Annotated in this window: 13 protein-coding genes; 3 read left to right on the top strand and 10 right to left on the bottom strand. The window is 71.4% G+C overall.

The window, feature by feature from the left end:
* Positions 1 to 23: 23 nt before the first annotated feature.
* From flhB to AC27L4_RS29210, 7 genes are all read right to left on the bottom strand, one after another.
* On the bottom strand, positions 24 to 1,103 hold the full coding sequence (gene flhB, locus AC27L4_RS29240) for a flagellar biosynthesis protein FlhB (RefSeq protein ID WP_487146143.1): 1,080 nt from the start codon (positions 1,101 to 1,103) through the stop codon (positions 24 to 26).
* 4 nt (positions 1,104 to 1,107) lie between these two features.
* A complete protein-coding gene (gene fliR / locus AC27L4_RS29235; protein ID WP_487146142.1) occupies positions 1,108 to 1,872 on the bottom strand; it encodes a flagellar biosynthetic protein FliR in 765 nt (254 codons plus the stop codon).
* Positions 1,873 to 1,881: 9 nt separating this feature from the next.
* Positions 1,882 to 2,148: a flagellar biosynthesis protein FliQ gene (gene fliQ, locus AC27L4_RS29230; RefSeq protein WP_487146141.1), complete on the bottom strand. Its 267-nt coding sequence runs from the start codon at positions 2,146 to 2,148 to the stop codon at positions 1,882 to 1,884.
* A gap of 110 nt (positions 2,149 to 2,258) precedes the next feature.
* A complete protein-coding gene (gene fliE, locus AC27L4_RS29225; RefSeq protein ID WP_487146140.1) occupies positions 2,259 to 2,582 on the bottom strand; it encodes a flagellar hook-basal body complex protein FliE in 324 nt (107 codons plus the stop codon).
* Positions 2,583 to 2,593: 11 nt separating this feature from the next.
* Positions 2,594 to 3,004 (bottom strand): flagellar basal body rod protein FlgC, encoded by a 411-nt coding sequence (flgC, locus tag AC27L4_RS29220; RefSeq protein WP_487146139.1) that lies wholly within the window; start codon positions 3,002 to 3,004, stop codon positions 2,594 to 2,596.
* 2 nt (positions 3,005 to 3,006) lie between these two features.
* Positions 3,007 to 3,414 carry a flagellar basal body rod protein FlgB gene (gene flgB / locus AC27L4_RS29215; protein ID WP_487146138.1) on the bottom strand — a complete coding sequence of 136 codons (408 nt, stop codon included), beginning with the start codon at positions 3,412 to 3,414 and terminating at the stop codon, positions 3,007 to 3,009.
* Between the two features lie 248 nt (positions 3,415 to 3,662).
* On the bottom strand, positions 3,663 to 3,818 hold the full coding sequence (locus AC27L4_RS29210; protein WP_487146137.1) for a hypothetical protein: 156 nt from the start codon (positions 3,816 to 3,818) through the stop codon (positions 3,663 to 3,665).
* On the opposite strand from AC27L4_RS29210, the gene AC27L4_RS29205 reads away from it, so the two are divergent.
* The 3 genes from AC27L4_RS29205 to AC27L4_RS29195 all read left to right on the top strand — a co-directional run bounded on the left by AC27L4_RS29205 (position 3,811) and on the right by AC27L4_RS29195 (position 7,681).
* Positions 3,811 to 5,382 (top strand): hypothetical protein, encoded by a 1,572-nt coding sequence (locus AC27L4_RS29205; RefSeq protein WP_487146136.1) that lies wholly within the window; start codon positions 3,811 to 3,813, stop codon positions 5,380 to 5,382. The genes AC27L4_RS29210 and AC27L4_RS29205 overlap by 8 nt on opposite strands.
* Positions 5,383 to 5,606: 224 nt before the next feature.
* On the top strand, positions 5,607 to 6,422 hold the full coding sequence (gene fliP, locus AC27L4_RS29200) for a flagellar type III secretion system pore protein FliP (protein ID WP_487146135.1): 816 nt from the start codon (positions 5,607 to 5,609) through the stop codon (positions 6,420 to 6,422).
* A gap of 92 nt (positions 6,423 to 6,514) precedes the next feature.
* A complete protein-coding gene (locus AC27L4_RS29195; RefSeq protein ID WP_487146134.1) occupies positions 6,515 to 7,681 on the top strand; it encodes a benzoate/H(+) symporter BenE family transporter in 1,167 nt (388 codons plus the stop codon).
* A gap of 10 nt (positions 7,682 to 7,691) precedes the next feature.
* Here the strand turns inward: AC27L4_RS29195 and AC27L4_RS29190 are convergent, their stop codons facing one another.
* From AC27L4_RS29190 to AC27L4_RS29180, 3 genes are all read right to left on the bottom strand, one after another.
* The gene (locus tag AC27L4_RS29190) at positions 7,692 to 11,255 is read right to left on the bottom strand and encodes a hypothetical protein (RefSeq protein ID WP_487146133.1); all 3,564 of its coding nucleotides are present in this window, start codon (positions 11,253 to 11,255) and stop codon (positions 7,692 to 7,694) included.
* A 150-nt stretch (positions 11,256 to 11,405) separates the two neighbouring features.
* Positions 11,406 to 12,185: a MotE family protein gene (locus AC27L4_RS29185; RefSeq protein WP_487146132.1), complete on the bottom strand. Its 780-nt coding sequence runs from the start codon at positions 12,183 to 12,185 to the stop codon at positions 11,406 to 11,408.
* On the bottom strand, positions 12,182 to 12,664 hold the full coding sequence (locus AC27L4_RS29180; protein ID WP_487146384.1) for a DUF6468 domain-containing protein: 483 nt from the start codon (positions 12,662 to 12,664) through the stop codon (positions 12,182 to 12,184). Before AC27L4_RS29180 ends, AC27L4_RS29185 begins: the two co-directional genes overlap by 4 nt.
* Positions 12,665 to 12,708 lie beyond the last annotated feature (44 nt).

The raw sequence follows: 12,708 nt of genomic DNA, 5'->3' as shown, positions 1-12,708 counted from the left end.
AAGTGGGGTTGCCGGCCCGCCGGTCAAGCCGGACGCCAGCCGCGGCGTGCCTTCAGCTTCATCACATAGGAGATGACCTCCGCCACCGCGCGGTAATGGTCGGCAGGGATCTCGCGGTCGACCTCGACCCCGGCGTGCAGGGCGCGGGCCAGCGGCGGATTCTCGACGACGGCGACGCCGTGCTCGGCCGCGACCTCGCGGATGCGCAGCGCCACCGCATCCACGCCCTTGGCCAGGCACACCGGCGCGGCCATGCCGGGCTCGTATTGCAGCGCCACCGCAAAGTGGGTCGGGTTGGTGATCACCACGGTGGCCTTGGGCACGTTGGCCATCATGCGCCGCGAGGCGCGCTGGCGACGCAGCTGCTTGATCTTGGCCTTGACCTCCGGATTGCCCTCGCTCTGCTTGAACTCCTCCTTGAGCTCCTGCACGGTCATGCGCTGGCGCTCGTACCAGGAATGGCGCTGGTAGACGAAGTCGGCGACGGCGACGAAGGCGAGGATGACCAGCGCCGAGGACAGGAGCTGCAGCGTCAGCCCGAAGGCGAAGGGGGCGATGCCGGCGACGTCGACCGAAAGCAGGCCGGCCACCGAAGCGCGCTGCGGCCAGAGCACGAAGACCAGCACGGCGCCGACCACGGCCAGCTTGACCAGGCCCTTGCCGAAATTCACCCAGGCGGCCTGGCCGAACAGGCGCTTGAACCCGGCCATCGGCGAAATCTTCGACAGTTTCGGAGTGATCGGGTCGTAGCTCCACACCAGCCGGTGCTGCACGGCGTTGCCGGCGATGGAGGCGACCAGCAGCATCAGCAGCGGCAGGCCGATCGCGGCCCCCGCCGCCAGCAGGAGCTGGCGCGCCGCAGCCATCAGCACCGGCCCTTCGACGACGATCCGCCCGGCATTGGCGAGGTAGCCGCGCATGGCCTGCGCCAGGTCGTACGCGGCGCCCTTGGCGAAGAGGAAGAAGGCCAGCGTGCCGGCGCCGAGCACGAACCAGGTGCTCAGTTCCTGGCTCTTGGCGACGTCGCCGCGCTCGATCGCCTGGTCGAGCTTCTTCTGGGTCGGCTCGAGCGTGCGTTCGCCGGCGTCGTCACTGTCGGCCATGGCCTCATCGCCCCGCGAAGGCCTGCAGGCCGTCCTGTAGATAGCCGAGCCAGACCGCCATCATCGCGGCGATGACCAGGGCGAGCAGCAGGAGCCCCAGCATGATCGTCGCCGGCAGGCCGATGAAGAACACCTGCATCTGCGGCATCAGCTTGGAGAGGACGGCGAGGCCGGCGTTGAAGATCAGCCCGAACACCAGGAAGGGGGCCGAGATCTGGATGGCGATGCGGAACGCCCCCGCCACCGTCTGCAGGATCATCTGCGCGGCGTCGCCGGCCGGCGGCAGGGTCCCCGGCGCGAACAGCGTATAGCTGTCGAAGAGCGCGGCGATGACGAGATGGTGCAGGTCGCTGGCGAAGATCAGCGTAACCGCCAGCAGGCCCAGGAAGCCGGAAAAGATCGCCCCCTGCTGGCCCTGGGTCGGGTCGACCGTCGTGACGAAGCCGAGGCCGAGCTGGTTGGCGATCACGGTGCCGGCGGTCTGCAGGCTGCTCATCAGCAGCCGGCCGGCGGCGCCGATGACGAAGCCGACGGCGAGCTCGGCGGCCAGCAGGCGCATCAGCACCGGCAGCTGCATCTCGATCCGGTAGGAGGCGTTGACCAGCGGGAAGAACAGCAGCGTCAGCATCAGCGCGACGGCCAGGCGTATCCGCGACGGCACGCTGGCCTCGCCCAGCGCCGGCATCAGCATGGTCATGGTGCCGATGCGCGCCAGCATCAGGATGAAGACCGCGGCCACCTGCGGCAGGAGGTCGAAGGTCAGCGTCACCGCCGCATCCTAGCCGCCGGCGGCGATGCGCGCCGCCACGCGGGTCATGTAGCCGCCGAGGGCGTCGCTCATGAACGGCAGCATGAGGATCAACGCCACGAACATCAGCAGGATCTTCGGCACGAAGGCCAGCGTCTGCTCCTGGATCTGCGTCAGGGCCTGCAGCAGCGAGATGGCGACGCCGACCACCAGGCCGACGATCATCATCGGGCTCGCGACCTTCAGCAGCGTGACGATCGCGTCGCGCGAGATGTCGAGGACTTCCGGACCCGTCATGCCATGCCCCGCTGCCGCGGCTCCTGCCCGATCCCGACCGGCGTGCCGGGACCATCCACGGCGCATCGGCGATCCCCGCCCGGCCTCGGGACCGCCGTCCCGAATCGGGCCTAGATCGACATGCGCATGATCTCTTCATAGGCCGAGATCACCCGGTCGCGCACGCTGATCAGCGTCTGCATCGCCGTCTCGCTCTCGGCCACGGCGGTGACGATGTCGATCATGTCGGTACGCCCGGCCGTCGCCTTCATCGCGGCCGCGTCGGCCGTCTGGCCGATCTGGCTGACCGTGCCGAGAGCCTGGCCGAGCAGGCTGGCGAAGGAGGTGTCCGGTCCGGCGCCGGCCGTTGCCGGCCTCTGCGCCGGTGTTGCGGCGGCGGCATATTTCTGCGCTGCGGCGGCATAGGCGCCGGCGGCGATGGCGGGTGCGGTCATCGTCGGCCTCCTCAGCCGCGCAGGATATCGAGGGTGCGGGCGATCATGCGCCGCGCCGCGCCGATGACGTTGAGATTGGCTTCGTAGGCTCGCTGCGCCTCGCGCATGTCCATCTGCTCGATCAGCGGATTGACATTGGGCCGCTTGACGTAGCCCTTGTCGTCCGCCGCCGGGTTGCCCGGCTCGTGCTCGACCCTGAAGGCCGACTCGTCGCGCCGGATGCGCCCCAGCGTCACCACGGTCGCATCGAGGTCGCGGTCCACCATCGAGCCGAAAGTCACGACCTTGCGCTGGTAGGGATCGCCGCCGGGCGTGGCGGCGGTGGAATCGGCGTTGGCGAGGTTTTCGGCGATCACGCGCATGCGGCCGGATTCGGCCTTCAGGCCGGACGCGGCGATGCCGATGGAGCGCATCAGATCCATGGTCAGCCCCGCTTCACCGCCATCTTCAGGAGGCCGAGGCTCTTGGCGTAGAGCATCGATGCCAGCTGATAGTCCTGCTGGGTCTCGGCGACCTTCATCATCTCGTCCTCGACCACCACCGAATTGCCGTCGGGCGTGGTCTCGAAGCTGTGCTCGCGCACCGGATCGAAGCGGGCGTCGCCGGTGCCGGCGGCTGCGATATGCATGGCGCTGGTCCGGACGGGCAGGACTTGCCCCGACGAGCCGCCGCCCGCCAGCAGCTCGGCAAAGCCGAGCGGCTTGAGGTCACGCTGGCCGTAGCCGGGCGTATCCGCGTTGGCGACGTTCTCCGCCAGCAGCTTCTGGCGCGATTCGAGCCAGCGCATCCTGGTCTTCAGCATGTCGACGAGCGGAATATCCGCGAACGTCATGGCTTCCTCCCCACCGGATTCCCCTCGATCCGGTCGGCAAAAAATGCCGGCCGCATGGTTAATCCCAGGTTAATCCCGTGTCCGATTTCGGCATTGACAGCGCAGGGAATTTTTGAAAAAAACATCAATATCAATAAATTACAAAAAACATCGCATCCAAGAGATGAGAGACCCTGCCGTCGGTGCGGCGACGGCGTCCATGGATTGGTTCGTGGACAAGGCTCTTACGGGGCGACGATTCTTCGTGTTTAAGCATTTGTTAGGGACGCCGATTCTGCGGGATTGTACGCAAAATCGCCGAGCTTTCCGTCTAAACGGCTGCCGGCCTGTTGAAGGACGTGTTCGATGGACTTGTTGGATTCACTGTTCGGCACATCCCTGCCGACATCGGCGAAGATGCTCATCGCATTCGTCGTGATCTTCGCGCTGCTGGGGTTGTTCTGGTTCGTGGTGCGCTTCCTCCTGCCCGGTCCCCGGCTCGCCGGCAACGGCGCGCGCGGGCGTCAGCCACGCCTGGGCGTGCTCGATGCGCATTCGGTGGACGGACGGCGCAAGCTGGTGCTGATCCGCCGGGACAATGTCGAGCATCTGATCATGATCGGCGGCCCGAACGACGTCGTCATCGAATCGACCATTCCACGCGCCCGTCCGCCGCAGCAGCTGCGCCCCGAGGCGGCGCCGGCCGAGATGCCGCCACGGGCCGAGCGCCCGCTCGAGCTCGGCGGGCTGGAGCGGCCCCAGGACGGCGCGCGCCGGCCCGCGCCGCCTCCGGCGATGCCGCCGGCCGCGGCCCGCCCCCCCCGGCCGGAAGACACGCCGCCGCCGCAAGCCGCTGCCGCGGGTCCGGTGATCGACACCGCCGACCTCGAAGCCGCCCTGTTCGCCGATGACGAGCCGGCGCCGCCGCCGCGGGCGGAAAGGCCGCCTGTGGCCGAAAGGCCGGCGGCCATGGCGAAGTCGCCCGTCGCCGAGCCGGCGGTGATCGAGCCAGCCGAGACCATGCAGGATGAGTTCGACCTGCCACTGGAGACGCGGACGGCCGGTACCGACAAGCCGGAACCGCAGGCTCCGCCCGTCGCCGAGCAACCGGTCCCGCCGGCGCCGGCCAGGCCCGCGCCGCAGCCCGCCAGGCCGGCGTCGCCCCCCCCGGCAACCCAGGAGCAATCCGCGCAGGCACGGCCGGCGCCCGGGCGCGTCGCGGCGATGCGCGCGGCTCCGGCGGCCCAGGACCAGCAGACGGCCGCTCCCGCCCACCCGCCCGTCCAGCCGGCCAGGCCTGCACCGGCCGCGGCTGCGGCTCAGGAACCGCCTGCGTCGGCCCGCCCCGCGCCGCCGGTCAGGCCGGCGCCGCCGGCCACAGCCCAGGACCAGCCGGCGCCCGCTGCGGCCCGGCCGGCTCCCGCCAGGCCGGCCCCGCCGCAGCTCAGCGGGCAGAAGCCCGCCAGCCCGCCGGCAAAGCCAACCCTGGTACGGCCGGCGCCCCCCCAGGCCCGGCCGGCCGAGCAAGCTGCTCCGGCGCCGGCCGCGCCGGCACCGGTTGCTGCGACGCCGGCAGCTCCGGCGCCGGCGGGTTCTCAGCCAGCCCCTCCTCAAGTCGCAGTCCCCGCGGCGCAGCAGCCTGCCAAGCCCGCCCTGGCGGAACTGCGGGTGCCGGAGCTGAAGCTGCCCGACCTCAAGCTGCCGGATCTGAAGCTGCCGCAGCTTCGCCCGACCCCGCGGATCGAGCCCGTGCCGGATACGCCGGCAGAACCGCCGGCGCCGCCTGCCGCTCCAGCGACGCCGGAACCCGTCAAGCCGAACCGTCCGACCCTGCCGCCGATCCCGCAATTCCGGCGCGAGCCGCCGGCCGAGACCGCAGCCAAGCCGCCCGCCCAGCCGGCCCCGGCTCCCGCGCCCGACCCGTTCGCCAGCCTCGAGGAAGAGATGGCGAGCCTGCTCGGCCGCAGCCCGGGTCCGCCCAAGTCATAGGTCGCCGGCCATCGGCGCCTCGCGGCAATCCCGCGGCGGGGCGCAACCTTCCGCAATCACGGCCGGGCCTCTCCAACAGGCGTCGGGATGGGGCAATGTTCGATGCAGGGTCGCCGGCCGGTCGGCATGCGCTGTGAAGGTCCCTCATCCGGCCATGCCGGCGCGGTCGGCCATTTGCGCCGGAGCGCCAGGGCCTTGCCGCGCGGCTGCAGATGCTCGCGGCCATGGTGAGGCCTGAACGGCAGCCTGCCTGCCCGGACGCATGCAGCGCCGGCGGCCATCGCGCCGGGGTGGGCGAGCGGCGGGCCGGCGCGTTCCGCATCGCCGGCTGCAGCCTGCTGACATTGCTCCTCCTGGCCGGGCCGGCGGCGGCGCAAAGCCTCACCCTCAGCCTGCCGGAAGGCACCGGCGTCACCGAGCGCGCGCTGCAGCTGGTGGCGCTCGTCACCGTCCTGTCGATCGCCCCGTCGATCCTGGTGATGGTGACCTCCTTCACCCGCATCGCGGTGGTGCTGTCGCTGCTGCGCACAGCCATCGGCACGAACACGGCGCCTTCCAACGCGGTGGTGCTGTCGCTGGCGCTGTTCCTCAGCGGCTTCATCATGGCTCCGGCCTTCCAGGCGGCCTATGACCAAGGCATCCAGCCCTTTCTTGCCCGGCAGATCGACCAGACCCAGGCCTTCGAGCGCACGACGCAGCCCTTCCGCGAGTTCATGCTCAAGAATGTGCGCGAGAAGGACCTGGCGCTGTTCCTCGACATGGCCAAGGAGCCGCGCCCGGAGACGGCGCAGGGCGTGAGCCTGCGCGTGCTCATTCCGGCCTTCATGATCTCGGAGCTGCGGCGTGCCTTCGAGATCGGCTTCCTCCTGTTCCTGCCCTTCCTGATCATCGACCTCGTCGTCGCCTCGGTGCTGATGTCGATGGGCATGATGATGCTGCCGCCGGTGACGGTGTCGCTGCCGTTCAAGCTGATCTTCTTCGTGCTCGTCGACGGCTGGAATCTGGTCGCAGGCTCCCTGGTGCGGAGCTTCGGCAATTGACAGGCGCCGGCCCGGCCGGCACACGGGAGCCTCCCCTCCGTTCCGGCGCGATGCGCCGGTTCGCGCCCGTCCCTCCGCTCCCTGCCCGCGCCATGGTTTCCGACGCATCTCCCCAGTCCATCGGCGTCGGCATGCTCGTCGCCATCGTCGGCTATGCCTCCACCGTGGCCGTCGTCATCCACGGCCTCTCGGCCGTCGGAGCCAGCGAAGGCCAGATCATCTCCGGCCTGGCCGTGCTGTGCCTGGCCCAGGCCCTATGCGGCGTGGTGCTGAGCCTGTGGACGCGGATGCCGATCTCGGCGGCCTGGTCCACGCCGGGCATGGCGCTGCTGACGACGCTGGGCGTCCTGCCGGGCGGCTTTCCGGCCGCCGTCGGGGCCTTCATCGCCACCGGCGGTCTGATCATGCTCACCGGCCTGTGGACGCCGCTCGGGCGGCTCATCGGGATGATCCCGCGACCGGTGGCGAACGGCATGCTCGGCGGCATCCTGCTGAAACTATGCCTGGCCCCCTTCGCGGCCCTGACGCAGGTGCCAAGCGTGGCGCTGCTGGTGATCGTGGTCTGGGTGGTGGTCGGGCGCTTCTGGCGGCTCTGGGCGGCTCCGGCCGCCCTGGTGGTCGCCATCGCCGCCCTGGCCCTGACCTCGCCGGGCGGCATGTCCTATGCGGCGCTGCCGCATTTCGAATGGGTCACCCCGGTGTTCGACTGGCAGGCCATGGTCTCGATCGCCCTGCCGCTGTTCGTCGTCACCATGGCCTCGCAGAACATCCCGGGCCTGACTGTGCTGTCCACCTTCGGCTACCGGCCGCCGACCCGCCCGATCTTCCTTCTGACCGGCGCGGCCTCGGCGCTCGGCGCCTTTGCCGGCGCCCCGACCGTCAACCTCGCCGCCATCACCGCCGCGCTCTGCGCCGGACCGGATGCCCATCCCGACCACAGGCGCCGCTATGTCGCCGCGGTGGTGGCCGGGTTCGCCTATGTCGCCCTCGCCGCGCTGGCCGCGGTCGCGACGGTGCTCGTCACCCATGCCTCGCCCATCCTGGTCGAGGCGGTGGCGGGCCTGGCCCTGACGGGTGCCTTCGGTTCGGCGATGCACGGCGCCGTGCAGGACGAGAAGGAGCGGGTGCCGGCCCTGATGACCTTCCTGGTCACCGCCTCCGGCTTCAGCGCCTTCGGCATCGGCTCGGCCTTCTGGGGTCTGATCGCCGGGGTCGCGGTGCACATGATCTATGCCGCGCGGCGCCCGCACGAGGCCTGAACGGCGGCGCTCAGCCCGCGTTGGGCCGTTGCGGGTCGACCACGGCGGCCGAGGGCTCGGCCGGTAGCGGCGCGGCAAGGTAATGCGCCCGATAATCCTTCAGGAAGGCGTCGAGCGTGTCGGCCGCGGCGATCCCGCGGGCGATGTCGGAGAAATTGGCGCCCCGCGCCTCGATCGGCGCCGTCACCGCCTCGAAGCTCGCGGCATCGGCGGAATCGGCCATGCGGGCGGTGAACTTCGAACGCAACCGGTCGAGCCCGATCCTGTCGTCGGCCAGGGAATAGGCGATGGCGGCGCGCAGGGCGCTGTTGCGCTGCACGTCGGTGAGCGGGCCAGGGCCCTGCCAGCTGTCGCCGAGCTGGTTCTCCAAGGCTTCCGCTGCTGCCGGCCAGCGCCTGGCCTGCCAGAGCACATCGGCCCTGACGCGAGCCACGTCCGGGCCGTCGAGCTGGTCGAGCATCTCCAGGGCCAGGTCGTAGCGGGCGGTCTCGGCCAGCGCACGCGCGCCCAGCAGCACCCGGGCGGTCATCAAGTCCTTGGGCAGGCCGGGCTGGCGGGTGGCGGCAAGCACCTGCAGCGCCTGGACCGGCTTGCGGTTCATCAGGTCGATCATGGCCAGGCGGGCCGCGACCTGCGCCCGCCCTGCGCCGCTCAGGCGGTTGTCGACCTGGTGCTGCAGGAGCTCGGCGGCCTGGTCGAGCAGATCGACCTCGACCAGCCGATCGGCCAGCCGGCGGATCATCTCGTCGCCGCGGCGGTCGCTCGGGGTCAGGTCCTGGTAATCGTAGAACAGCGCCAGCGCATCGACGGGCGGCAGCTTCAGCGCGCCGTCGTCGAGGAAAAGCTCGACGAAGCGACGCTGCAGCCGATCCTGCATGCTGCGCGTCGCCTCCGACAGCGGGAAGCGCTCCAGCGCCACGCGCATGGTGTCGAAAGCCTGCCGGTCCTTGCCGGCCTTGAGATATTCGTCGGCCAGCGCCTTCAGGGTCTGTACCTCGACCGTGTCGCCGCGCCAGGTCGCGGCGAGGGTCTCGAGCCCGTCGAGCAGCCCCTTGTCGCCGATCTTGCCCACGTCGCGGCGCAGCGGCAGGGCACGCAGCCGGGCCTCGGCCGCAGCCGCCGAGGCCGGACCGTCGGCGAGCTTGTCGTAGAATGCCAGTGCCTCGGCCTTGCGTTGGGTCAGCTCGGCGAAGCGCCCGTCGAGCAGCTCACGGCGCGGTCCGGACGCTGCCTCGACGTCGAGCCCGTCCAGCGCCTGCTTCTGCGCCAGCGCATCGCCGGCGTCCCCAGCGGCGATCGCCGCCTCGTAGGCGCCGAGCCGGAAGCGTGCCTGCACCGGCCTGGGATAAAGGCTGATCGCGCCCTCGCCGCGCTGGAAGGCGGCGCGGGCCGCCGGGAGGTCATGGCGGGCCAGCGCCGCCAGCCCCTGCCAGAGCGCGCCCTCGGGCGAGGCGGCCAGTCCCTGCTCCGCCAGCAGCGCGGTCGCCTCCTCGCCCCGGCCGATCAGTACGAGCGAAGCCGCCCGGAGCAGGCCAAATTCCGGGTCGCGCCCCGCCCGCTTGTCCTCGGCTCCGGCCACGTCGAGCACAGCAGCGGCCTCCGCCCCGAAATCCTTGGCGAGATAGAAGCGGGCGAGGTCCGTCCTCGCCGCCAGCCGCCCGGCCTCGGACGCCTCGGCCGCGGCCTTGAGCAGGACCTGCTGGCGCGCCTCGAACGGCGCCTCGATCTCCCGCGCCCATTGGCCGGTATCGACGACCGAGCTGCGATGGCCGGGATCGGCGGCCGGCGCCGCCGGCACGCCGTTCGCCGACAGGGTCAGCCCGCCGTCCCGGCTGACCGTCACCATGTCGATGCCGGCGGTGACGACGACGTCGTCGGAGGTCGGCACGAAGGCCAGGCCGTGCGCCGTGACCAGGGTGCGGAACTCGACGAAGGACTGCGGCTTGAGGAAGCCCCGCGCCGGCGCGGCGGCGGTGACGACGAAGACGGTGTCGCCGACATCGCCATCCTCGATGCGATGGACGGAGCCGAGTCCTGCCACGATCGCCGTCACGGCCGTGCGGCCGCCGGCATCGGTCGCGCGTCGCAGAGCCACCGGCTGCGCCGCACCGAGGATGTCGTTGCCGATCGACACGGTCCAGCCCGCGCCGTCCGGCGAAGTGGTGACCAGCGGCGACACCTTGAGCGTCAGCCGCACGATCACGGCGCCGTCGGCGGCGGTGGCCGCCGCAGCGGCGACGATATCCGGAGCCGCAGCCGCCACCGCCCCGACATCGATCCTGCGACCGGTGTCGAAAACCAGCCAGAGAGTGTCGCCGCGACGGTACATCGCCGCGGGCGTGGCCTCGGCAAAGGGAAAGGCGAGGCGCACCGTCTCGCCCGACCGCGCCACCACCGGACGCAACGGGCCGGTGTCGGCCGGCTCCGCCACCGCGGGCACGGGCCGGTCGACCGACGGACGTGCCGCCGGAGCCGGCGTAGTCGGGCCGTCCGGGAAATCGACCGCCGCCGGCCTGGGCGCCGGATCGGGCAGCGACACCGGTTCAGGCCGGGCCGGCACCTGGACTGGCACAGCCGGCTGCGGCGTTTCGGCGGGAACAGCAGGCATGGGGCCGGCGGGCGGCTCGGCCTTGGCCGGCACAGCGGGCGCGGGCATTGCCGGCGGCTCGACCTTCGCCGCCGCGGCGGCGAGGGTTGCGGCGACATCCACGGGCGCCGCCGCGGCCCCCGTCAGGTCGACGACATAGTCGCCACCGTCCCAGAAGGTGCGCATGTCGGCGCCGTCGGCGAGGCGCAGCCTGACGGCGAGGTGCGCATCGCCCTCCGTCGCGTCGATCGCGGCCAGATTCGGCGGCAGCTCGGCCTTGATCGCGGCAAGGTCCGTCTTCAACGCCGCGTCGAAGACGATCTTCGCCGTCTGGCCGCTGCGCTCCAGCTGCACCGGGACCGGAGCGCCAAGCTCGAAGGCGAGCCGGGTGAAGGTCGGCTGGCGGGCGACGCTGACGTCGATCGGCCGCACCCGGTTCCGGGCAGCGGCGACCCGGGCCTGCTCCTCGCGTTCCAGCCGCTCGGCCTCGCGGGCCTTGGCGGTCAGCTCGGCGACGATCTCCGGCGGCAGGCCCGGCGGCGGCCCTTGCCAGCTCGCCGGCAGCAGATCGACGAACAGGCGCTCGCCGGCCGGCATGGCGTTGACGGTCAAACGCTGCGACAGTGCCAGGCGCACCGCCCGGCCGTCGGGATCGAGGCGCATGCCCGACACGTAGTCGCCGATCGCCGCCTGGATCGGCTCGAGCGGCACGGCGACCCTTCCGGCAAAATCGATGACCAGAATATTGTTGGCGACCCGTGTCGTGACCTCGGGCATGTGGTCGAACTGGAAGACCAGGCGCAGATAGCCGGAAGACGGCCTGGCCTCGACGCTGCCGGTCGCGACCGTGCCGGACGGCGCGGCGCAGGCTGGCCCCGGGGCCTGGGCGAGCAACACGCACAGGCCGAGGCTGCCGAGGAGGCGCGCGGCATCCCGCGCGAAAACGCGCGTCGCAGTGCCGGAACGTGGCGCGACGCGTCCGGTCATGCCGTCCCTTGAGGTCGCGAGCAAGGCGCTCCAAGCGCGTCCCCGACCGGACCCGGCGTCGGGGACGGCCCGACCATAGGAAAGCCCCGTCAATGCCGGATTAACGCCGGCGCGAAAAGCCGGCCGCCCTCCCGGCCGGGCAGGACGCCTTCAACCTTTGGGCGGCCGCCCCTCGATCTTCGGCAGGTCGAGAGCGGCGGGCACGTCGCCTCCCGGCTTCCCCTCATCCTTGCTGGCGAGCGCCACGGTCAGGCGCTGGGCGGCGTCCGCATCCATGGCCGCCAGCACGTCGGCAACCTTGGCCGGCTTCATGGCGCTGACCACCTCGACCAGGATGGCGGTGTCCAGCCGGTTGAAGATGCGGGCGGCGTCCTTGGGCTTCATCGCCTCGTACATGACGACGAGGCCCTTGACCCGGGCCGCATCGGCATCGGCTTTCTTCTGCTCGGCGGCGGCGATGCCGGCCTCGAGCTTCTTCAGCTCCTCCACCCTGTCCTCGATCCGCTTCTCCGCCGCCTTCAGGAGGTTCTCGCGCATGTCGAGGTCGTGGCGCATCTGGTCGAGTTGCTGGCGGCGCTGCTGCAGCCGCTCCAGGACGGCCCGCTCGGAAGGCGATGCGGAGGCCGGCGGCAGCAGCGGCTCGGCCGTCTCCGCCGACTCGATCACCGGCGAGGCGGAGGCGGGCGGCGGCGTGTCGGCAGCCGCCACCGTCTCGGGCGCCGCATCGGGCTTCCCGGCTCCGACCGACCCGGTCACGTCGGGCGGCATGCTGCGCGCGTCGGCGATGACGCGGCCGAAGCCGTCGCCGGCATGGGCCTCCACCGGGCCGCCGACCTCCAGGCCGAAGCGGCCGAGGATGTCGGCCGTCTTCAGCGCCAGCAGGCAGCCCAGCGCCAGGATCACGATCGGCAGGAGCCGCAGCCGGGTCATGCCGCGGCTCCGCGGGTGCGGGCCCGAGCCCGCTGGGCCAGCGCCTCGGCGACGGCCGCGGCGGCGCGGGCGGAGGCGCCGCTCTGCTCGCGGTAGAGAGGATGCATCGGCGCCGCCTCGGGCATGGCGAAGGCCACGGGCGCATGCGCGACCTGCTGGGGCATGGCAAGCTCGGGCTCCACCTCCTGTGCCAGGCTCCGCTGGTTGCGGGCGGCTTCGGTGATCAGGGCAATGCGGTTCAGCACCGTCTCGCCTGCCCGGATCTGGATGGCGATCTCGGCCGCCGCGCCCTCGGCAGCTGCCAGGCGCTGCGTCAGCGCGCGGTCGCAATCGGTCGCCATGGTCTTGAGGTTGGTGATGGCCCTCTCGGCCAGCTCCGTTGCTCCGACCAGCTCGGCAACGATGTTGCGCAAGATGCTCTCATCGGCGCGAAGCCTGGTGAGCCTCTTGTTGAGAACCCAGCAATAACCGATTGTCATAGCGAGAAGAACGGCAACCAGAGCCTCGATCGCCAGCCCCATGA

It is taken from the genome of Labrys sp. Lb11 (assembly GCF_057554225.1).
This window is presented reverse-complemented; position numbering and strand designations above follow the sequence as displayed.

Coding starts and splice junctions, on each gene's coding strand:
- AC27L4_RS29180 (WP_487146384.1), bottom strand. CDS start 12,664: ATGACAATCGGTTATTGCTGGGTTCTCAACAAGAGGCTCACCAGGCTT.
- AC27L4_RS29195 (WP_487146134.1), top strand. CDS start 6,515: ATGGTTTCCGACGCATCTCCCCAGTCCATCGGCGTCGGCATGCTCGTC.
- fliQ (WP_487146141.1), bottom strand. CDS start 2,148: ATGACGGGTCCGGAAGTCCTCGACATCTCGCGCGACGCGATCGTCACG.
- flhB (WP_487146143.1), bottom strand. CDS start 1,103: ATGGCCGACAGTGACGACGCCGGCGAACGCACGCTCGAGCCGACCCAG.
- fliE (WP_487146140.1), bottom strand. CDS start 2,582: ATGACCGCACCCGCCATCGCCGCCGGCGCCTATGCCGCCGCAGCGCAG.
- AC27L4_RS29190 (WP_487146133.1), bottom strand. CDS start 11,255: ATGACCGGACGCGTCGCGCCACGTTCCGGCACTGCGACGCGCGTTTTC.
- AC27L4_RS29185 (WP_487146132.1), bottom strand. CDS start 12,185: ATGACCCGGCTGCGGCTCCTGCCGATCGTGATCCTGGCGCTGGGCTGC.
- AC27L4_RS29210 (WP_487146137.1), bottom strand. CDS start 3,818: ATGAGCATCTTCGCCGATGTCGGCAGGGATGTGCCGAACAGTGAATCC.
- fliP (WP_487146135.1), top strand. CDS start 5,607: ATGGTGAGGCCTGAACGGCAGCCTGCCTGCCCGGACGCATGCAGCGCC.
- flgB (WP_487146138.1), bottom strand. CDS start 3,414: ATGACGTTCGCGGATATTCCGCTCGTCGACATGCTGAAGACCAGGATG.
- flgC (WP_487146139.1), bottom strand. CDS start 3,004: ATGGATCTGATGCGCTCCATCGGCATCGCCGCGTCCGGCCTGAAGGCC.
- AC27L4_RS29205 (WP_487146136.1), top strand. CDS start 3,811: ATGCTCATCGCATTCGTCGTGATCTTCGCGCTGCTGGGGTTGTTCTGG.